General features: G+C 66.1%; 9 protein-coding genes. 6 read left to right on the top strand and 3 right to left on the bottom strand.

What is annotated here, in order from left to right:
* Positions 1-703: 703 nt before the first annotated feature.
* Both AC16DP_RS39335 and AC16DP_RS39330 read left to right on the top strand, forming a co-directional pair.
* Positions 704-11,194: a SpvB/TcaC N-terminal domain-containing protein gene (locus AC16DP_RS39335; protein WP_329729731.1), complete on the top strand. Its 10,491-nt coding sequence runs from the start codon at positions 704-706 to the stop codon at positions 11,192-11,194.
* Positions 11,194-11,754, top strand: coding sequence for an imm11 family protein (locus tag AC16DP_RS39330; protein WP_329729732.1), 561 nt, complete (start codon positions 11,194-11,196; stop codon positions 11,752-11,754). Before AC16DP_RS39335 ends, AC16DP_RS39330 begins: the two co-directional genes overlap by 1 nt.
* 55 nt (positions 11,755-11,809) lie before the next feature.
* On the opposite strand, the gene AC16DP_RS39325 is transcribed toward AC16DP_RS39330, so the two are convergent.
* Together AC16DP_RS39325 and AC16DP_RS39320 are read right to left on the bottom strand one after the other, a co-directional pair.
* On the bottom strand, positions 11,810-12,688 hold the full coding sequence (locus tag AC16DP_RS39325; RefSeq protein ID WP_329729733.1) for a GGDEF domain-containing protein: 879 nt from the start codon (positions 12,686-12,688) through the stop codon (positions 11,810-11,812).
* A 164-nt stretch (positions 12,689-12,852) separates the two neighbouring features.
* Positions 12,853-15,483: a carboxypeptidase regulatory-like domain-containing protein gene (locus AC16DP_RS39320; RefSeq protein ID WP_329729734.1), complete on the bottom strand. Its 2,631-nt coding sequence runs from the start codon at positions 15,481-15,483 to the stop codon at positions 12,853-12,855.
* Between the two features lie 441 nt (positions 15,484-15,924).
* Here AC16DP_RS39320 and AC16DP_RS39315 point away from each other — a divergent pair, with 441 nt between their 5' ends.
* The 3 genes from AC16DP_RS39315 (at position 15,925) to AC16DP_RS39305 (ending at position 18,738) form a co-directional block, all read left to right on the top strand.
* Positions 15,925-16,842 carry a type VI immunity family protein gene (locus AC16DP_RS39315; protein ID WP_329729735.1) on the top strand — a complete coding sequence of 306 codons (918 nt, stop codon included), beginning with the start codon at positions 15,925-15,927 and terminating at the stop codon, positions 16,840-16,842.
* A 94-nt stretch (positions 16,843-16,936) separates the two neighbouring features.
* Complete coding sequence (locus tag AC16DP_RS39310; RefSeq protein ID WP_329729736.1) at positions 16,937-17,230, top strand: DciA family protein; 294 nt, start codon at positions 16,937-16,939, stop codon at positions 17,228-17,230.
* A 2-nt stretch (positions 17,231-17,232) separates the two neighbouring features.
* The gene (locus AC16DP_RS39305; RefSeq protein ID WP_329729737.1) at positions 17,233-18,738 is read left to right on the top strand and encodes a CAP domain-containing protein; all 1,506 of its coding nucleotides are present in this window, start codon (positions 17,233-17,235) and stop codon (positions 18,736-18,738) included.
* A gap of 54 nt (positions 18,739-18,792) precedes the next feature.
* On the opposite strand, the gene AC16DP_RS39300 is transcribed toward AC16DP_RS39305, so the two are convergent.
* On the bottom strand, positions 18,793-19,026 hold the full coding sequence (locus AC16DP_RS39300; protein ID WP_329729765.1) for a hypothetical protein: 234 nt from the start codon (positions 19,024-19,026) through the stop codon (positions 18,793-18,795).
* 401 nt (positions 19,027-19,427) lie between these two features.
* On the opposite strand from AC16DP_RS39300, the gene AC16DP_RS39295 reads away from it, so the two are divergent.
* Positions 19,428-21,575 carry a lytic transglycosylase domain-containing protein gene (locus AC16DP_RS39295; protein WP_329729738.1) on the top strand — a complete coding sequence of 716 codons (2,148 nt, stop codon included), beginning with the start codon at positions 19,428-19,430 and terminating at the stop codon, positions 21,573-21,575.
* Positions 21,576-21,588: the final 13 nt, after the last annotated feature.

Genomic DNA, 21,588 nt, shown 5'->3' with positions numbered 1-21,588 from the left:
CCGTCCTGCTTGCTACCCGCGCCCCCGGGAGGGCCGACGTCTGTTCTGTGCTCGAAATCGCTCACAAGAGCCCCTGGTTCCTGCTCTCATGCATGAGTTGGGCCAGTTGTCATGAATATGATGGGCTGACAATACGTGAGAAAGGCTTCGCAATTGTTCGGATTGGACTGACAGTCCGCCTCGTATAAGGCACAACTCGCCGAGGGCACGAAATCAGCACAGCACTCGGCATCGGTCCCACACTCGACCCGGTAGCACGCTCTACCGGTGACGCTCACATCTAGGCTGTCTGGAACACACTTCTCGTTGAGGCAGGCAAGCCCCACCACGCAATCATTGCGTGCCCGGCAACTCTCTCCAACCGTCCCACGCTGGAACGGCGGTTCGCTCGTGCAGCTCGCCATCAGGCTGCCGATCAAAATGACCCCGAAAAGTGTAACGGTGGATGAGGTAGCCTGCACGCGCACAAATAACTCCATTGACGGACTGATTCTTAATCTAGGAGAACATCGTACCAAACTGGGGTTCTCTCCCAGAAGCTTCGGGATACCGCATGCCCATTCGCCGAGATGGCGTTACTGCTCCACTCAAATCCTTCACAGCCGTGGTAACTGCGGCGGTTCTGGCTAGCGTCCTGTCCTGCCAGAATCGGGAGGATACACTGCCCACAGGTGAGGAGATGGGAGCGCGGAGGCTTACGCCTTTGACGCTGGAGACAGCCGTCGCAGACCACACGACCTGGGCACTCTTCGACCGCGACACCGCGAACGGTTGGAGTCCCTCCGGAAATGCAGGAAAAGCAGACGTCGTGGCCCGCCTAGACGGCGATGCTGCGCTTGCCGCGCTCAAGGTCTTCGGCCCGAGCCCCTACCGCCTTTCGCTGATCGATGCACAAGGCACCCGTATTTCGGGCCCCCATGAGCTGGCCACCCTGCCAGAGGGGTGGACGACATTCCTCCTCCATGAGCCCCAGCATCTGACACGTGTCACCCTGAACTTCGAACTCTCGGGCAATGCCGGAGCGGCCGTACCCGAGGTGGAACTCTGGGGCACGGCGACACCGCTGCCGCTGTCGTGGGAGCCAGCCGCAGCCCCAGGAAGCGATACACCCGCGGAAGCCCTTGCGGATGTGCTGCCCGTAGCGAGCGGAGACGCGGCACTCAGCCGGGAGCCGACCAGAGGTCTCCCGGGTTGCGTGACGTTCTCGTTCGATCTCGCGCGCCACCCGGGGGCATACCGGCGCGCCTGGCTGCGCTACCGCACCGAGGGCGTGTTCCGCCCACTGGTCCTGACGCGCGTGGTCAACGGTGGACCGGTGAAGCGCGGTTTCTGGCTCCCGCCACCGACCAGTGATGCAGGGGCATTCGTCCATCCCATTGATATCGAGAACCTACAGCTTGGCCGCAACCAGCTCGAGTTCTGCTTGCCTGGCGAGGCTCGCGGCATGGTCAAGCTTGGCGTGGTCGAGCTTGTGGCAGAGCTCGACCACGGCAGCAACACCATCGAATCGATCTCGGTAGGACCCTTCGATGGCGTTCCCACACAGGGGGCCATGTCGTTGCTCCAAGACGGCGGCACTCCTGTCCCGGTCCCCGCCGGCCAGGAACTGGTCGTCGCCTTCGAGCGCTGGCTCGCTCCGGACGTTATCCGTATCGCCTCTGGCGTGGGCACGACATGGTCGTTGCGCTGTGTGGACGCGGCCGCCATGGCGCATGACCTGCCTACCTCGGTCGTCGCGGAGGGCACGGGCATGTCCGTCTACGCCGTCAAGGATGCGGGCCGCATGCGCTGTGCTGGACTTCGCCTGCGTCCTTCCACCGATGTCACGGTCACGCAACTGCGTGTGTCTGGATCGGGAGCTGGCCGCCGCATCGACTTTCCACGCATCGTGCTCGCTTCGGCCCGCGAGCACTTCGGCCACGAGGCGTGGGTGGATGGTTGGGCCCGAGCACCCTCTCACGTGAGCGGTGGCGTGCGCGTGAGCATTGATGGCAAGGACACGGACACCACGACGGGCATGTTCGCGTCCATGCTTCGTCGCAGCTCCGGGCCCGGCAATGACTGGCCAGTGACTATCACCGCCCGCTTCGCCGACGGCAGTTCCTTCACCCGCCAGTTCGTGCTCGAACATGACGCTGGCGTCATGCCTGGAGCCGAGACACGTGATCCCGCGCTCGACGATGGCCTCACCGTGCACGAGCGCCGCGCTCGCTTTGGGGAGGTAGGGCAGCTCGCCGATGCCGAGGTTGGACCTGGCGAGTCCAAGCGTATCGCGCTCGGCACCCATGTCTCCGTCGACATCCCCTCTACCGCCATGAAGGGGCGCAAGCGTGTCTCACTAAAGCAGCTCGATTCCAACGCGCTCCCCGCGCTCGATCCCGGCCTCATCAACGTCACCGCGCCTGCCCGGCGCGCCTACGAGTTCCAGCCGCACGGCGAACTCTTCGACGACGCCCTGAAGGTCACCTTGCCCTATCAGGCCTCGCTGATTCCACCGGGTTACGTGCCCGAAAACATCCAGACCTTCTACTACGACGAAACCCTGAAGCGCTGGGAACCGCTCGCCCGTGCCAGGGTCGCACACGACAAGCAAGTGGTCGAGAGTCTCACGGATCACTTCACCATCATGATCAATGCCATCGTGGTGGCACCCGAGCACCCACAGATCACGTCCTTCGATCCGAATCGCCTCAAGGGCATCAAAGCCGCCACTCCTGCTGCGGGCATCCAGCTCATTGCTCCGCCGCAACCAAATTCCCGTGGTGATGCGGCACTGAACTACCCGTTGGAGCTTCCGCCTGGCCGGCTGGGTGTCCAACCCTCTTTCGCGCTCGGCTACAACTCCGCACGCGGCAACGGTTGGGTGGGCCTTGGTTGGGACATGAGCGCCTCAGTCATCGAAGCCGAGACGCGTTGGGGCGTTCCGCGCTACGACGCCGCGCTCGAGACTGAAACCTATGTGCTCAACGGTGCCCAGCTCTCGCCCACCGCGCACCGCGCCCAGCCACGCCCCCGCGCCCAGGGCACCACCCGCATGGGTGGCGAAGACGTCAAACTGTTCCATCCTCGCATCGAGGGCTCCTTCCAGCGCATCGTGCGCCACGGGAACAGCCCCAGCAATTACTGGTGGGAGGTCACCGACCGCAAGGGCACACGCACCTTCTATGGAGGTACGCCCGAGACTGGCAGGGACTCCAAGGCCTGCCTGACCGATGATGCTGGTAACATCTTCCGTTGGGGCCTGCGCGAAGTGCGTGACACCCACGGAAACAGCGTGCGTTTCGACTACGACACGGTTACCTGGACCGCCCCGCGCCAAGTCCCTGGCCGAGACCTCTACCTTTCCTCGGCGCACTACACCCTGCGCGAGGGCGAGACCACGGCGCCGTACCGCGTTGTCTTCCTGCGTGAGCCCGCGTGCACGAGTGAGGGGCAGACTGGCTGCCGCCCGGATCTCCTCGTGAGTGGCCGCGGTGGCTTCAAGCAGGTAACCAGCGAGCGCCTGCGCCGTATCGAGGTCTACTACCGCCAGACCCTCGTGCGCGCCTGGCAGCTCACGTACGATCAGGGGCCCTTCGGCAAGAGTCGGCTCCGGCAGCTCACCCAGTTCGGTGTGGGCAACCGGCCGTTTCCTGGCAACGTGCACAGCTTCGACTACTTCGACGAGGTGACCGAGACGAGCAGCATCTACCGCGGCTTTGCTCTGGTGGAGCCTTGGAATGCTGGGGCGGAAAAGCCCGATACCGGGCTCGTGCTGCCAGACGGGTTCTACGGCTCCATCGGGCAAGCGGATGCCAGTGCCTTGGGCGGCTCGCGGACCCGATCGTTCGGTGGTCACCTGTACACCGGTATTTCCTTCGGTGCGGACAAGTGGCTATCGGTCGGTGCAAAAGTGGGCCGACGGGCCGATGACAGCAATGGGCGGGTCGCGCTTGTGGATGTCAATGGCGACGGCCTGGCCGACCGAGTCTTCCGCAGCGGGAGCGGTGGCTTCTACTTCAACCGTAATCAGTCGGGCCCTGGGGGTCTGCCGCTCTTCGCGACACCAGCGCTTCCCGTTGACGGCCTGCCAGCTCTCTCCCACGAGCGCTCGACGATGCGCTTGTCCGTTGGTCCCGAGGCGTATGTCGTCCCAGCCCAGTTCCACGCGAACATGGCGTTCTCGTCCGCGGAGCAGGACACCTATCTCTCCGACGTCAACGCCGATGGCTTCGTGGATCTGGTGTCCGGTTCTACTGTTTATTTCAACGTGTTGAGTGAGGATGGCCTGCCGAGGTTCGTCCCTGGCGACAGCAGTGGTACCCCCGTCCGCATTGGAGCGAGTGCAGTGGCCCTCGACGCGCTGCCAGCGTCTTTCGAGGATCCCGAGCTCCGTGTCGAGCTCGATCAGCATGCGCCTCCCGTGGACACCATCCGAAGCTGGCAAGCCCCCTATGCGGGCCATGTGCGCATCTCGGGCGAGGTCCGGCTGGCCAAGGCTCAGCGCCCCGGTGGGGATGGACTTCGTGCCTCGATCGAGCACGAGGGCACACGGCTCTGGACCCACGACTTCGGCCCCGCGGAGACCCAGCCGCAGCAACCTGCCCTGGAGGTCGATGTCGCTGCCGGCGACCGCTTCTTCTTCCGGATCCATGGGCGGGACAACGAGTGGGATGACCGGGTGCTCTGGAGTCCTGTCGTCCAGTATCTGGATCAGACTGCCGCCAAGGACGAGAACCGCCTCGACATCCACCGCTTCGATGCCGCAGCCGATTTCACGCTCGCCGGTCGTGTCGGCACCAGCATGACCGTACCCTTCGCCGGTGCTGTACGGGTCTCGGGTCGGCTGACCAAGCTGCGTGAGACCTCCGACCATGTCACGTTCTCGCTCCTGGTCGATGGCGTCCCGGCCTTCTCCCGGGTGCTTTCCGCCACATCGCAGACCACCCTCAACTTCGACGAGACGCTCCGGGTGAATGCCAAGAGCGCCGTCGCGCTCCGCATCCACACCGACTCGCCCATCGATCTGACCGCGCTGAACTTCGAGGCCGTGAACAGCGGTTACAGTGGAGTCAGACATGGCCCGTGGTTGCGATACGTGACCGCACGGGACGAAAATGGGCGGACGCTGCCTGTCGTAGACCATCAGGGCAAGCCGCTCCTGGACATCCCGCTGCCCTATGATCTGGTGACGTATTCGCTGCGGGCGCCAGAGACCCCAGCACCAGCGTATGTGTCCACGCTCACCCATACACTCCCTGTCATGGCCTGGGTCAAGGCGGGGAGCACCCCCCACAAGGGGACCGTCACCTTCACGGCCAAGAGCCAGGGTCGTCTGCTCGGCAAGGCCCAGGTCACCATCGATAATGGTGGCAACCACCCGATGAGCCTGGCCGTGCCAGTCACCGCCAACGAGCCGGTCTTCTTCTCCTTCTCCGTCAGCAACCCGGCTCTGCTCGCCACCATCCAGACTTCCGCCGCTTATGGTCTCTTCACTCTCCCGACCATCAACTATGGCGTAGCGAGGTCGAGCCGACTCTCGCAGGCGTATCGAGGCTGGTCCTACGGTGGCTACAACGGTTCTGGCTCACAGGGTGACCAGCCCATTCCACCCGACGAGCTAGACGCCCCACCGCTCTTCGACGGCAGCGAGACCCTCGACGAACAAGCGGCCCCGGACATGGCGCGTCAGTTCGCCCAGAAGGGCATGACGGCGTTTTCCTTCCTGCCCACGCCGGACACGATGCCCTGCCGCTACACCGCAGAAGATGCCTTTGAGTGTAGCCCCGTGCGAGGTGCGCACTGGCAAGGGCCTCACGAGCTCATCTACGTGACGGCGACCGAGATGGCGACCACGCGGCTGGGTGGTCCCATGCCGCGGCTGCCAACTCCGGCCCAGCTCGCGGGAGCAGCCGCCGTGCCGCGCATCTCCCGTTCGCGCAACACGGCTCTGGGCGCCGGAGCCGGTCCTGCATCTGCCTCCGTAGCCGAAGGAGAGTCCCAAAGCCTGCTCGACTTCCTCGACATGAACGGCGATGGCTTTCCCGATGTCGTGTCGCCGGCACGCATCCAGTACACCTCTCCCCTCGGAGTCCTGGCCGAACAACATGGGGTGCCGCAACGCGATCTGCGGACCTCAAGCACCGGGAACTCGACGTTTGGCATCGGAGGCAACATCGCAAGCGCCGTCTCCAGCGCGCGCGGTCTGTTCGGCGGCGGTGCTGGTAAGGCCCCGAGCGGCTCCGCCAGCACGCAGCAGATGCAGCCCATCGGGTTCGCTTTGAACGTGGGCGCAAGCAAGGGCAATAGCACCTCCGAAGCCGACCTCATAGATGTCAACGGAGATGGCCTGCCCGACCGGGTGCGCAAAGGCCGCGAAGGGTTGGAGGTGGAGCTCAACCTAGGATACCGGTTCGCCGCGAACGAGCCGTGGGGACAAGCGGTCATCCATGAGGGCAACACCCAGGAGGTGAACGCCGGTGCATCCATCAGCTTCAACACCGGTAACTACGGTTTCGGGGGTGGAATCAACGGCAGCAGAAGCGACTCAGGGACGCAAAAGGCAGGCGGCGGCAGCTGCGGCGGTTCCCTGCTCGACATCAATGGCGACGGACTGATCGATTGCGCCGAGCAGGCAATTGATGGGCTGCGGGTCTGGTTCAACCTGGGGCATCGCATGGCCTCGGCCCCGGTGAGTTGGCGTGGCGGCACGGGTGGAGATATCTCCAGGAGTCAATCCACCACTCTGGGAGGCGGCGCCTACTTCTCGATCATCATCCCCATTCCCCCCACCCCCATCAGCTTCATCATCAACCCGGGCGCCGACTTCGGCGAGTCCGTCAGCCGGCCCACGAACAACCTCCAAGACATCAACGGCGACGGCTACCCGGATCAACTTTTCTCCGACAATCCGCACCAGATCTCGGTGGCACGCAACCTTACGGGCCGCACCAACCTCCTGCGCCACGTGAAGCGTCCCCTGGGCGCCGAGATCTGGCTCGACTACGAGCGCAGCGGCAACACCCAGGACATGCCCCACAGCCGCTGGGCCCTGAGTGAGGTCAAGGTCTACGATGGCCAAGCCGACTCGGCCGAGCTCGGACAGGTCACCGATTACACTCTACAGCGCATCCGCTCCGCCGGGGGCCGTTACGACCGCTACGAGCGAGAGTTCTATGGCTTTGCCCAGATCGAGGTAGAGACGCTGGATACGCGTGGCTGGAATGGCGTCTCGTCCACGAGTGCCCTGCCCGTCTACCGGCGGCAGGAACTTGAGTATCACAATAGCGGCTACCACCAGCGCGGCCTCCTGGCTGCCACGCGCACCCTAGCTGGAGACGGCGCCGTGTTCGAGCGCGCCACTTATCAGTACGAACTCCGCGATGTGGAGAACGGTCGCGTACTCACGCCCGCTCAGGCCTCGCACCACGAGGCGGTGTTCCCGGCACAGGTGCAGGAACACCATTACCGTCATGAAGGCAATCCCAGCGCGTCCATCCATACCTTCGCCACCCAGGACTACGATGGCTATGGCAACGTCATCGCGCTCTACGACGCGGGTGGACCGGGAGCGAGCGACGACTACCGGGCGGAGATCCAGTACACGGGCCGACACTCGACCTGTCGTACCCATCACATCATAGGCACGGCAGATAGCATCACCGTGCGCAATGCGGCTGGCGCGCTCCTGCGCAAGCGCGAGGCGAGTGTGGACTGCGCCAGTGGCACAGGCGACATGCGCCAGATCCGAGTCTCCCTCGACGGCACTACGGTTGCGCAGACCGACCTCACCTATGACGACGATGGCAACCTGCGGAGCGTGACTGCACCGCCCAACCACAACAATCAGCGCTACCAGCTCCGCTACACCTACGATTCCGAAGTGCAAACCCATATAGTCCGCATTGACGACAGCTTCGGCTACTACTCCACGGCCGATCATGATCTGCGCTTTGGTGCACCCACGCGAGAGACCGACATCAACGGCAGCCCGGTCCTCACCAATTACGACGACTTTGGCCGCGTCGCGCGTGTTCGTGGGCCCTACGAACTAGAGAGAGGGCTCGACTACGCCCTCCGGTTCACGTACCAGCCCGACGCGACAGTGCCCTTCGCGGCTACCGCGCACATGGATGTCTTCCGCAATGTGGCTGACCCCATCGAGACAGTGCTCTTCGTGGATGGTCTCGCGCGCTCCATCCAGACAAAAAAAGACGCGACCCTGCATCGCGGGGTGAGCGCTCCGGCACAGGACGCAATGATCGTGTCGGGTCGCAGACACCTTGACCCATGGGGCCGCGTGGTGGCGCAGTGGTATCCCACCGAGGAGCCCAAGATCGCGGCGCTCAACCAAGCATTCAGCCACTCCGTGGATACCAGCGCACCGCCGACGCGTACCACCTATGACCTGCTTGACCGCCAGCTCAAGATCCTGCTGCCTGATGAGACGCGGATGCTTTTATCCTATTCGCTGGTGCCAGCGCTCTCGGATGACGGCTTGTGGGCTCTAACCACCACGACCGACGCCGAGGACAATCGCCGTGATGCCTACCGCGATGCGCGAGGAAATATCCGGGCTGGGGTTGAGTATCTGGATGGACGGGGGCTCACCACTCACTACGAGTATGATCCGCTGCAACAACTCCGGCGCGTGATCGATACAGCAGGCAATCTCACCCGGTCAGAGTATGACCTTGCTGGCCGACGTACCCACGTGGTCCATCCCGACAGCGGGCATATCGAACTGGCCTACGATTCGGCTGGCAATCTCATTCGCCGGATCACGCCCAACCTGCGACGAGAGGGTGGTGCAATCGAGTACCGGTATGACTTTACGCACCTGATAGAAATTCGATATCCGCGCTTCTCGGACAACAATGTGACCTATGTCTGGGGGGACACCTCGCTCTACGGACAGGGCGGCAACCGCGTGGGCCGTATCGTGCGCGTAGACGACAATAGTGGCTTCGAGGAACGGCGATACGGTGCGCTCGGTGAAGTTGTCTACGAGCGGCGCAGCATCGACAGCCATACCATGGGCAATAGCACCAACAGCCCCGAAGTTTACGTGACACGGTATCTGTACGATACATGGGGTCGACTGCAACAACTGTTCTACCCGGATACAGAGGTACTCACCTATGCCTATGACTCGGGCGGACAGGTACGCGGGGTGGAGGGTGTCAAGTTGGGGGTGCAGTTCCCATATATGGCTAGACTGGAGTACGACCGGTTCGAGCAGCGGGAGTTCATGCAGACCGGCAACGGCATCCGCACGCACTATGACTACGATCCACGGAGCCGTCGGCTTGATACCCTGGCAGCCGGGGAGTTCCAGCGATCCAAGTACGGCTATGACAAGGTCGGCAATGTCACCAGTCTGCTCAACGACGCTCCGAATACAAGGCCGAATGAGTACGGCGGACGGGTTGAGCAAAGCTTCTCCTATGATGATCTGTACCGGTTGACCAGCGCGAGCGGTACGTGGCTCCAGCCGCCGGGGAAGAAAAACCAGTTCACATACACGCTGCAGTACGACGATATCCATAACATCCGGAACAAGGATCAGCGGCATTGGATCCGAAATCGCGGTGATAGCAAGGACATCGTTCAGCACAAAACCACCTACTCATGGGCCTATGAATATGGATCGGCCAAGCCGCATGCGGCAACGCACATCGGTGACCGGACGTTCTTCTACGACGACAACGGAAATCAGACCGGGTGGGACGACGACCTCAACGGACAACGGCGGACAATCATGTGGGACGAAGAGGACCGCGTCCGCTCGCTCTCCGATAATGGGCGGACTACGCGCTTCGTCTACGACCATGGTGGGAACCGGATCATCAAGACCGGAGCACAGGGCGAAACCGTCTATGTAAATGATAAATGGACCGTGCGTAACCGGTCAGTGGGAACCAAGCATGTCTATGTAGGCACGACGCGCATTGCATCCAAGCTGTCACCGGGTGATGCGCACGTGAGGCCGAACGAGCATGACTTGGTCTCCGTGATGCTAGGCAAGTGGTGGGAGCATCGCTCGGCGAATGGCCATAATCACGGCCGCAATGTGGAAATGAACCCGCATTACCAAGTGCCGAGCGAAATGCCGGACGATGGAATGCCGGACACGAATTTCCTATATTTCTACCACCCTGATCATATCGGCAGCACGAGCTATGTAACGGATACAGAGGGAGAGCTTTATGAGCACATGCAGTATTTCCCGTCCGGCGAGCCGTGGGTCGATCAGCGATCGAATACCGAGCGACTGCCACATCTGTTCAGCGGAAAGGAACTGGATCAAGAGACTGGGTTGTATTACTTTGGCGCGCGCTATTACGACCCACGGGTCGGGCTGTGGGCAAGCACAGATCCAGCAGCGACCGGGTACATTGATGGGGAAGGGCTTGGCGGTGTCTACAACCCGTTCAATCTAGCGACATACACATACGCGGCGAACAACCCACTAAAGTTCGTGGATCCGGATGGCCGTAGTGCTTGTTGTTGGGATCGTGCCATGGGGGCACTCAAGCTCGTCGGTGGGCTTGCGGAAGCGGCTGCGGGTGCAACCGTAGGAGTCGCCACATCTTGGACCGGCGTTGGCGCAGTCGCTGGCGGGGCGGTGTTCATCCATGGGGCGGATGTCGCAGCCTCAGGACTGCAGCAACTCATCACAGGGAAACAGACAAGCTCGCTGACCAGTAAAGCGATGCAAGCTGCGGGTGTTGATCCTCATAGTGCCGAGATGATTGACGGGGGAATCTCAATCATAGGAAGCCTCGGCGCTTCAGCTGCTATAAATGCTCCACGAGCAGCGCTCTCATTGACGACTCGGGCAGGCGCTGGAGCTGCTGGTTCAGCAGTAGCTCCTTCATCGAAAGCATTGGGTGCGGCACTTGAAGCTGCGGGCATCGTACGGCCAACACAATCGGCCGCCCATCACATCGTTGCTGGTTCTGCCAGTTCGGCTGCGCCGGCACGAGCGGTGCTTCAGAGATTTGGTATAGGAATCAATGATGCGGCCAACGGAGTGTTCCTACCTGCTAACCGGGCCTCAGCAAATGCGGCTGGAGCCGCTGTCCATTCTACAGTGCACACTCAAGCGTACTACGATGCCGTGAACGGAATGCTGAGTCAGGCTACAACTCGGGAGCAGGCCCTGGAAGTACTTAGCGCGATTAGGCAAGCGCTCTTGACGGGAGGACTCTAATGAAAGAGAAGAAAATATCTGTCTACATACCATCTTTACTGGATGGCTATGAATTCTGCCATCCCATCAATCAAGACGACTTCGAGAACATCAACGTCCAAGTCAACGGTTTGCCCCGCGTGGGAAGTTGGAAGCCCATTGTCATGCGGATAATCCGAGAGGATGAGGGACGGAAACTCTTGGAGTCTGACTCGCCATGGCTTGGGTCGCATGCTCTCATGTTCAGATCGCGAGCCACTGACGTGCTCGGACCGATGATGCGCGATTGCGGCGAGCTGTTGCCGATAGCTTGCAATGGAGCAGACATCTCGCTTTTCAATCCCACCCGTGTCATTGATGCATTAGACGAAGCGGCATCCTCTGTACTCCGCTTCAGCGATAAGCAGATCATGAGAATCAATCGCCACGTCTTCCGCTCAGACGCCATACGGGACGTTCACTTCTTCAAAATCCCGAATCTCAGGGTGAGTCCCACTTTTGTTAGTGAGCACGTCGTTGAATTGTGGAAGACATCTGGATTGAGGGGGCTTGAATTCAAGCAAGTCTGGTCTTCAAGATAAAAATTGGTCCTATGGAGGAGACTCCATCTGGACTAATAGACAACAAAGGGCCGCCTCACGCGCACACGCGGTTGCGGCCCGCGGCCTTCGCCTCGTACAGCTTCGTGTCCGCCGCCCGCTTCAGGTCCTCCAGGCCCCGGTGCTCCGGCGCCAGCACCGCCACCCCCAGCGAGATCGTCACCGGAATCACGTTCCTGTCGAACTCGAAGCGCTGCTTCTCCACCAGCTTGCGCGCCTTGTCCGCCAGCAGCACCGCCCCCGCCTCGTCCACCTCCGGCAACAGCAGCCCGAACTCCTCCCCGCCGTACCTCGCGAACACGTCCTCCCGCCGGATCTTCGTCTTCAGCGCCGACGCCAGCTGCTTCAACACGTAGTCCCCCGCCAGGTGCCCGTACCGATCGTTCACCTGCTTGAAGTGGTCCACGTCGAACATCACCAGCGCCAGGCTCCGCTCGTACCTCCGCGACCTCGATACCTCCCGCTCCAACGCCTCCTCGAAGTAGCGCCGGTTGTAGATCTGCGTCAGCCCGTCCATCGTCGTCAGCCGGTAGATCTCATCGTGGTACGCCGACTCGATGTTCCCCCCCTCGATGAACTTGAAGATCGTCCGCCCGATCTTCACCAGGTCACCGTTGTGCAGCGCCTTCTCGCCCTTCACCGCCTCGTCGTTCACGAACGTCCCGTTCGTCGACTCCAAGTCCTTGATGAAGACCCCACGCCTCGTGTTCGCGATGCACGCGTGGTTGCGGCTGATGGACTCCTGATCCACCTGGATCTCCGCCTTCGCGGAGCGGCCAATCAGCGTCTCCTCCTTGCAGAGGTCGTACTTCCGGCCCAGCTCCAGGCCGTAGATGACCACCAGCGCCGCGTCGTGATCGACCGGCCGCTCCGAGATCTTCGAGATGACTGTGACGACCGTCTCGTTCTGCGCCATACCGGAGAGGACGGTAGCACCCGGAAAACCCCGGGAGCCAGCGCCAGGGTCCAACCCGGGGCCCGGGCACCCTCACCCCGGGGGGCTTGCCCCCCCTTTGAACGACGGGGGGCTCCTCTCCCGAGGGGAGAGGGGATATCGGTCTCAAGAGTTGAGAGAGGGGATCAGTTGATCGTCACGGTGCGCTGGCTCGTCACCGGCGGGCTCAGTTCCACTCCCTCCGGGTCCACCAGGGTCGCGTTGAGCTGCACCCCCGCTCCCGTGCAGCTCGTGGGCAACTGCAACTCCACCTCACCACGGCCCTCGACGACGTACCCGTTCACCGTGGAGCCCTCGCAGCCCGTGCCTCCCGAGAACGTCAGCCGCACCGAGCCCTCGTCCAGGGGGCCGCTTCCCACCCGGAAGCCCAGCACGCGCACCTTCACCTTCGAGCCCTTCGTCACGCTCTGGCCGTCCTCCTCCGGCTCCAGCCACGTCACCAGCGGCCGCCCCTGGTCCAGCGCCGACCAGGCCACCGTGAGCTCGCCCAGGTGCTCCAGGTCCACCCCATCCGCCTCCACCAGTCCGTGCAGGTTCACCGCCGCTCCCGCCGACGTCCCCGTCCGGCGCACCACCAGCGCCTGCATCCCCATCGGCGAGCGCGAGCCCACCGTGTCCCCGTAGTACGTCCGATCCTCCAAGCCCTCGGGCGGCAACGGCAGCCGCACGCCCGTCGAGGCCCTCGCCACGTCCATCAGCACCACCCAGCGGCGCTCCGCCCGGTTCGTGAACACCGCGCGCAGCACCGTCGCCGCGGGCAGCTCCGGCTCCCCGAGGAAGCGCAGCTGCCGGCCCTCCAGTCCTCTCCCCGCCACCCGGTTGTAGTTGTAGCGCGCTCCCTCCGGCACCGGCAGGAAGGGCCCGGCCACCACCACCGGCGTGGTTCCCTTCGGATCGAACGGCAGCTTCCGCAGCGTCCGGTGGATGAGCGCGCTGGAGGCCGCTCCCGCCGTCGCGTCGCGGCTGGCCGCCGAGGACGAGGCGGTGATCATCAGCTCGTACGGGCTGCCCTCGAGCCCGTGGTGCGCGGGCGCCATCCGCACGCTCACCAGTCCCGGTGCCGGCAGGCCCACCTGCGTGTCCGTGTTGAGATCCGCCGGGTTCGTGTTCACCCCCATGCCCAGGCCCAGCGGCACCACGCCCCGCCCCGGCACCCGCACCGCGCCCAGCACCGCCGCGCTGTCCATGTACCCCCGGTAGCTCGGCAGCGCCGGCACCCGCACCGCGAACTGGAAGCCCAGCCCCATCCGCTGGTCCTCCTTGAAGTCGTGGTCCACCGTCACGAAGTGCGCCTGGTCCCGATAGTCCGGCGCGCCCGTGTCCGGGTCCGGCGGCGTCTCCTTCAGCCGGAACTCCACGTCCCGCACCACCGAGGAGCTGAACGTGCGCAGCAGCGGAATCGTCTGCGCCAGCAGCTGTCCCACGTCCACCGTCCCGCCCGACACCAGCGGCAGCGCGTTCAGCGGAATGTCACCGCCCAGCGCCCACGCCGTCCGCGTGCCGCACGCCCCCGCCGCCATCGCCTCCTCCGCGCTGGCCGAGCCCTCCGGCGCCGCGCCGCACACGCCCGCCAGCCCCTGCGCCGACACGTCCGTCACCGCCAGCGTGCTGCCCGGCAGCACCACGTACGCCCCCGCCGGCAGCGTCGCCTCGCGCGCCTGGCCGCCCATCGTGAAGGCCACCTCGCGCACCGGTCCCGCCAGCAGCGACGCCGACACGTCCGTCACCGCGTCCGGCGCCGACAGCCCCGCCAGCCCCGTGTGCATGTCCGCGCTCACCGGCATGTTCCGGAAGGTGCCCTTGTACCCGCCGTACCGGTCCGTCGGGTTGCGCCGCAGCGGCAGCGCCAGGTCCCTCGGGCCCGCCGCGCCCTCGTGCGCCACCGTGAGGTAGCCGAAGTCCTCGTGGAACACGGAGACGCTCCCCGCCTCCACCGGGGCCGCCAGCGTCACCACGCCGCTCGCGTCCGTCTGGGCCGTGGCCGTCACCGCCCCCGCCGCATCCGCCACCACCACCGCCGCCCCCGCGATGGGACGGCCCGTCAGCTCGTCCTTCACCACCGCGCGCAGCTGCCCCGGCACCACCGCCGCCCCCAGCACCGACACGCGCGCCGAGCACGTGGCGCCACCCACCCGCGCCTGGACCGACTCCCTCGCGCCCTCCGTCACCGCCGAGAGCACGAAGGCGGACTCCACGCCCGTGCCTCCGCCCTCCACCACCACGCTCTCGTCCAGCGCCGTCCACGCCGCGCCCGAGGGCACCACCACCGCCCGGCCCGCCGCGTCCATCGCCAGCACCGAGAAGCGCGCCAACGTCCCCTCCCTCCCCACCACGAAGTCCGGCGTCACCCGGCACGCCGCCACCGCGCTCGCCTCCGGCGCCGGCCCACACCCGCCGTTGCGGCACACCTGCCCCGCCGCCGCGCACTCCGCGTCCGCCGAGCACTGCGCCACCACGCACCGGTTGCTGTCACACCGGCAGCCCAGCGCGCTGCCATCGCACTCCGCGAGCCGGTACTGGCCCCGCTTCGCCGCCGTGCAGTCCTCCTGCGTCTTGCAGGCCGCCTTGCAGGTGGACGTCACCGTGTCGCAGAAGAAGAGCCCCGGATCCGGGCAGTCCTGATCCACCTGGCACGCATCCGTGCGCGGTGTGTCCACCGGCGCTTCCGGCAAGGGCCCGGCGTCACCGCAGGCGGTCCAGAGACTCGAGAACGACAAGAGGACGGCGCATAGCGCCAGACGAAGGGGGGGGTTCATCGGCGGCTCCAGTCAGGGCGAGGGAAGCGGCTCCCCTTGGGCCTGTCAAGCGGAGGTCGCGCCTTCCTCTTAGCCAGTTCCGTGCCTGGCCCGGATTCCGCGAGGTTGCACGCCTGAACACCCCTCCACCCACGACAACGCCGCCCTGTTCCCCCCCAGTAGACCCACCCGGGCCCACAGACTCGAAGGAAGCCGCATCCTCGTGTAACTCCGGCACGCGTCGTCGCGACATGACCTGGAGTGTGCGGTGTCCTCTCTTCACTCTGACTTGCCCCGGGCGCGAGCCCGGCGACCTGTGCGGCACCTGCTCGCTCTCGCGGTGAGCCGATGACTTCGACCTACCCGCGCGTTCGAATCCCGGGACCCATCCCCTACACGTCATGGACTCCCGAGTCAGGGACCGTCGAGCATGCGTGGGACCGCCTCATCGCACGAGACATCGTGCGCATCGTCTTCTTCGTCCCTCGCGACAACTTCGACATCGCCGCGGGGGTATCGCATGCCCTCGACAGTTATCTGCGAGCCGTGGAGGGGCGCCCCAGCGCCTTGTTCGAGTACACGTGCTGCGATTGGGAGCCGTCGAAGCTCGGCGAGCGGGGATGGGAGCTCATTCGGGCCACCCTCCATCCCCAGGAGCGCCGATATGCCGATGACTCCACGCGCGACGAGGCCTTCTCCCCACTGAAGGACGGCGCGGATCCCTACTTCGGCATCTACGGCGAGCAGGACAGCGGCTACTCCTTCACCTACCACGCGCGGATTCCCTGGCGCGAAGCCTCCCCCATCAGGGCCAGTGTTCTCCTTGCCACGCTGCCCACCGAGTACCTCGAGGAGAGAGGTGCCCACTTCGTGCGTGAGCTCGCCCTCGACATGGCCTCCCGGCTCCCCTTCGCCTCCGGGCACACGGGGCTCGCACTCGACATCGCGACGACAGGTCTGCCCCGCCTCGAGGTCCTGCGCCCCTTCATCTTCCGTCATCCCGGTTTCGACCTTCGCGACGCCAACATTCACAGTCAGCCAGGAACCCGGGTGGACGGCGTCCACTGGATGAACTTCCTCGGCCAACCCGTGCTGGGTGAGCTGGGCGGGGCCGAAGTTCTTCGCGCCCGGCTCCAGTCCCCCGCCACCGAGGTGCGGCCCCTGGACGACGAGCGTGTTGTCGTCACCCTGGGGCCAGAGCCCGAAGCAGGAGACCTGGAGCAGGGGCAACCCCTCCCCGCCTACCACGAGCTCGCACGGGTGCTGGAGCCATGGCTGGAGCCATTTCCCTGGAACCACCTCCGAAGGCAGGGCAAGGCCTCCGAGGAAGACGAGTGGCGCCGCTGGTGGCGCCGGTTCCTCGACCCGGCACACCCGTAAGGCAGGCGGGGCGGCAAGCACCACCCGGCCGACACCCGTGCCCTGCATTCCCCCGTTGGCATCCCCCCGCCCCCCGGCCGATGATTGGCCTCCCATGGCCCGGCGCGATCCGCAGACCCTCGACCAGCTCCTCCCCCGCGTCCTCGCCCGTCTGGCCGAGCAGTCCGGGAAGGGACGGGCCCTCGCCCCGGTTTGGAACGCCTCGGTGGGGCCCCACATCTCCAAGCACTCCCGGCCCCACTCCCTCGAAGGAGGCACCCTCGTGGTCACCGTGGCCAGCGCCGAGTGGGCCCACACCCTGTCCCGCCAACAGGCCTCGCTGATCGAGCAGCTCAACTCCCGGCTCGGCGCCGGTGCCGTGTCCGCCCTCGTCTTCCGCCTCGACTAGCGATGCTCGCCCTCGCCCTCAGCCTCCTCCTGGCCGCTTCTCCCTCGCCCACCGCCATGGAGCAGCAGGCTTCGCGCCACGTCTTCCAGGAGTTCGAGCGCGTGGGCCGGCGTGTCCCCCAGGCCGATCCCTCCCTCACCCAGGCCGCGCGCCGGCTCGCCCGCGAGGCGCTCGATGACAGCCCCTCCGGCGCCGTGGAGCTGCTCGCCCTCACCGAGGCCGTCAGCGACGCCGGGGGCGCCGACCCCAGCCCCCGCTCCTATGTCGTCCGCGCCTCCGTGCGCGAGCACGCCGTGGGCACCCTGCTCGACCGCAAGGACCTCAACCAGGAGCCCGCCTCCCACGTGGGCGTGGGCGCCGCGGTGGACGGCGAGCGCGCCGCCATCGTCGTGCTGCTCGCCGAGCGCAAGGCCTCCCTCCAGCGCTTCCCCCGCACCTTCGAGAAACCCGGCACCGGCCAGAGCCTCTGCGGCCAGCTCGAGCCGCCCCTGCGCTGGTCCGAGGTCTACGTCACCCTCCCCGATGGCCGCGTGGAGCGCCCTCCCCTCACCCGCGAGTCCGGCCCCTCCTTCTGCACCCGCCTCCTCTTCCCCACCGACGGCCGCTACACCGTGGAGCTCATCGGCCGCGGCGAGCGCGGGCCCGAGGTCGCCTCGCTCTTCCTCGTGGACGTGGGCGCCTCCCAGGCGCGCGGCAAGCGCGAGCGCATCGTCGAGCCTACCACCGTGGAGGACGCCCGCGAGGCCGTGCTCGCCCGCATCAACGCCCTGCGCCGCGCCCATGGCGTGCAGCCGCTCGTCCTCGACGACACCCTCAACGGCGTGGCCCAGGCCTACAGCGAGCGCATGGCGCGCGAGGGCTTCTTCGCCCACGTGGCCCCGGATGGCGCGGACCTGCGCGGCCGCCTCGCCGCCGCCGGCTCCCAGTACCGCACCGCCGGCGAGAACCTCGGCATGGCCTCCGGTCCCCTCTCCGCCCACTTCGGGATCGAGCACAGCCCCGGCCACCGCAGCAACCTGCTCGGCACCCAGTTCACCCATGCCGGCATCGGCGTCACCTTCCAGAAGGTGGACGGGCGCGACCAGGTCCTGCTCACCGAGGTCTTCTCCTCCACCGTCACCCCGGCCACCGCCGCGAAGAACCCGCGCGAGGAGGCCTACCAGGCCCTCGCCACCCACCGCGCCTCGCGCGGCCTGCCGGCCCTGGAGCGCAACCCCGTGCTGGAACAGATTGCCCTGGACCATGCCCGGCGCGCGCTCGAGCTGGACCAGCCCCGCGTGCAACTGCCCGGCTCCAAGGTGCACGACCGCGTCTTCTCCGCGCTGGAATCCGCGAAGAGCGCCTCGGTGGATTTCTATGTGGCGGAGAGCCCCTCCCTGCTTCCGGACTCCAAGAGTCTGGGAGACCGCAAGAACACGCAGGTGGGCGTGGGGGTCGTCCGAGGAGACTCGAGGACCTACGGGCCGGGGCAGTACTGGATGGTCATCATCTACGCCGCCACCCGCTGAGCGGGGCTCCCGGCCAGCCGCCGGGAGCCCATCCGCACGTGACGGCTTGCCGCCTCAGATAGCGCGGCGCTGCGTGGCGTAGGCCTCAATGCCCATCTGCGGCGGCGCCACCTGCTGGTTCATCGGGCACTTCACGCAGGTGAACGACTGCCACCCACGGCGCACCGCCTCGTCGAGGCAGTTGTCGTAGTAGTTGCAGTTGAGATTGCGGTGCGTCTCGACACCGGCCCGCTTCGGGCCAGCCTCGGGGTTGATGGTCTGCGGCAGATCACTCGGACACGGCTTCAGCATGGAACGGAGCCCTCCCTCTACAGCTGTTTCCCCCCCGAACGCATGGAGCCAACATCGGCCCGGAACGCGCGGTCACCTACTTCGGCAACCTTCCAGGTCATGCGGATGAAACGGCCGCACAACCTAGGAAGCGCCCCCTTTTGACGCAACGGGCCAGGACCGTTCAAGAGCAGTAACACTCATTTCACGAATACCGGCAGCGAATGAATTGACAGCTGCCGAACAGCTGGTCCTGTCGTCGCGGTGGCCGATCTAGGGCTTGTCGGCCCGGCTGTCAAACCGCACCCTGAGCAAGCGCTTTCTGTCCTGGTGAGTGGATGTAGGGTGGGAATGAGTGCGCAAGGCCCGAGGTTCTCCGCCCCTTCGCTTTCTCGAAGGGAGCGAAAAAGGAGATGCACATGCGGCGCTGGACGGGAGCGGGGCTCCTCACGGTGGTGGTGGGTACGGGGGCGTGGGCACAGTCCCCGGCGACGCTGGAGGCCGTCCGGCTGCACCGCGCCGAGGCGCGCACCCTGGCCCGACAGGACCTGGAAGGTTGTAGGAGCACCAAGTGCGCCGACGAGGGCCGCCTCGCCCTGCTCGCCGGGACGCTCGCCCTCTCCGAGGGAGACGTGGCGGAGGCGCGCACCCTGCTGACGGGCGCGGCCGTGTCCGAGCCGCTCCAGCCCTACCTGGCGTACTACCAGGGCCAGGCGCACTTCTACGCGGGAGACGCGGCGGCGGCCGCGGAGGCCTTCCAGCGGGCCGTGGACAAGGGGCCGCCGGCCCTGCTGTCCCGAGCGCGGGCCCGGCTGGGCGAGTCACTGCTGGCCGCGGGCAAGGCGAAGGAGGCCGCTCCGGCGCTGGAGCTCGCCGCCACCGAGGAGCCGTCGGCGGAGCTGCTCTACCAGCGGGCCCAGGCGCGGAAGGCGGCGGGCGATGCCGCGGGCGAGAAGGCGGATTTGAAGACGGTGGCGCTGCGCTACCCCGCGCACCCGTACGGGGACGAGGCGCTGGCGAAGCTCGAGGCGCAGAAGCCGCCGCTGAAGCTGACGCTCGCCGAGCACCTGCAGCGGGCGCGTGGGCTGCTGGACGCCAACGAGGCGAAGCGCACGCTGGCGGAGCTGGAGAAGGCCGAGGCGGCGAAGCTGGCGCGCACGAAGCAGGACAAGGCGCAGGTGGCGCTGGTGCGGGCGCAGGCGCTGTACGCCACGGGCAAGCGCGAGGAGGCGGAGCAGGCGCTGGCCGTGGCGCGGCAGGGGCCTCCCCCGGTGGCCGCCGAGGCCGCCTATGTCACCGCGCGCCGCGCGCTCAAGAGCGACGACAACGCGAAGGCCCGCGAGCTGATGGCCGCGGTGGAGAAGACGTGGCCCAGGGAGGGCGTGGCCGACGACGCGGGCTTCTACGTGGGCTGGCTGGACTTGCAGGCCGGTCGCTTCGAGGAGGCGGTGAAGTCCTTCACGGCGTTCGACCAGCGGCACGCGGGCTCGCGCAAGCGGGACGAGGCGCTGTGGTACCGGGCGCTGGCGCACATCCGGCTGGAGCAGTACGGCAAGGCGCGCGAGGTGCTGGACACGCTGGTGGACACGTTCTCGCGCAGCAGCCTGGTGCCGCAGGCGCGCTACTGGTCGGCGCGCAGCCATGAGCTGGAGGGCGCCAAGGCGGACGTCACCGGGCCCGCGTACGAGGCCGTCATCACCACCGCGCCCAACTCGTACTACGCGCTGCTGGCCTCGGAGCGGCTGCGGGAGCTGGGCCGACAGCCGCCCGCGGGCTTCCCCGAGGCGCCCAAGCAGCTGGAGTCGGGTGAGGTACCGCCGGAGTTGAAGCTGGCGGTGGCGCTGACGGGAGCGGGACTGTTCAGCGACGCGGCCGAGGAGGTGCAGGCGCGCTCCTCGCGCATCCGCAACCAGGAGCAGGCGCTGACGTTCGCGCACGCGCTGCTGCGGCTGGGTGAGTACGGACATGCACACGCGGTGGCGGCGAGACACCTGTGGGGCCGGGCCTTCGGGGCGCGGGTGCCCGAGGCGCTCGCGGCCTTCTATCCGCGCGCCTTCGCCAACGCGGTGGAGAGCGAGGCCACGCGCTACCAGGTGAGCCCGTTTCTCGTGTGGGCCATCATGCGGCGGGAGAGCGCGTTCCGCCCCGAGGTGGCGAGCGCCGCGGATGCACGGGGGCTGATGCAGGTGATTCCGCCGACGGCGCGGGCGATTGCCAAGAAGCTCTCGGAGCCGGAGCCGGCGCCCGCGGAGCTGTTCTCGCCGTCGCTGAGCATCCGGTACGGGTCGTGGTACCTGTCGCAGCTGATGAAGCGCTTCTCGCATCCGGCGCTCGCGGCGGCGGCGTACAACGCGGGCCCGGACGCGGCGGTGAAGTGGGTGAAGGAGAAGGGCGCCCTGCCCCTGGATCTGTTCGTCGAGGAGATTCCGTTCCGCGAGACGCGCGGGTACGTGAAGCAGGTGCTGGCGGACCTGTACCTCTACCAGTCCTTCTACGGGAAGGAGGCCGCCACGCAGCGGCTCTCCCTCACCGTCCCCTCCCCCGCCACCGAGGGCGTCAGCTTCTGAGCGTCTCCCCAGG

Source organism: Archangium sp., from assembly GCF_057119385.1.
Note: the sequence above shows the minus strand (reverse complement) of the source record. Positions and strands in the feature narration are given on the sequence as shown.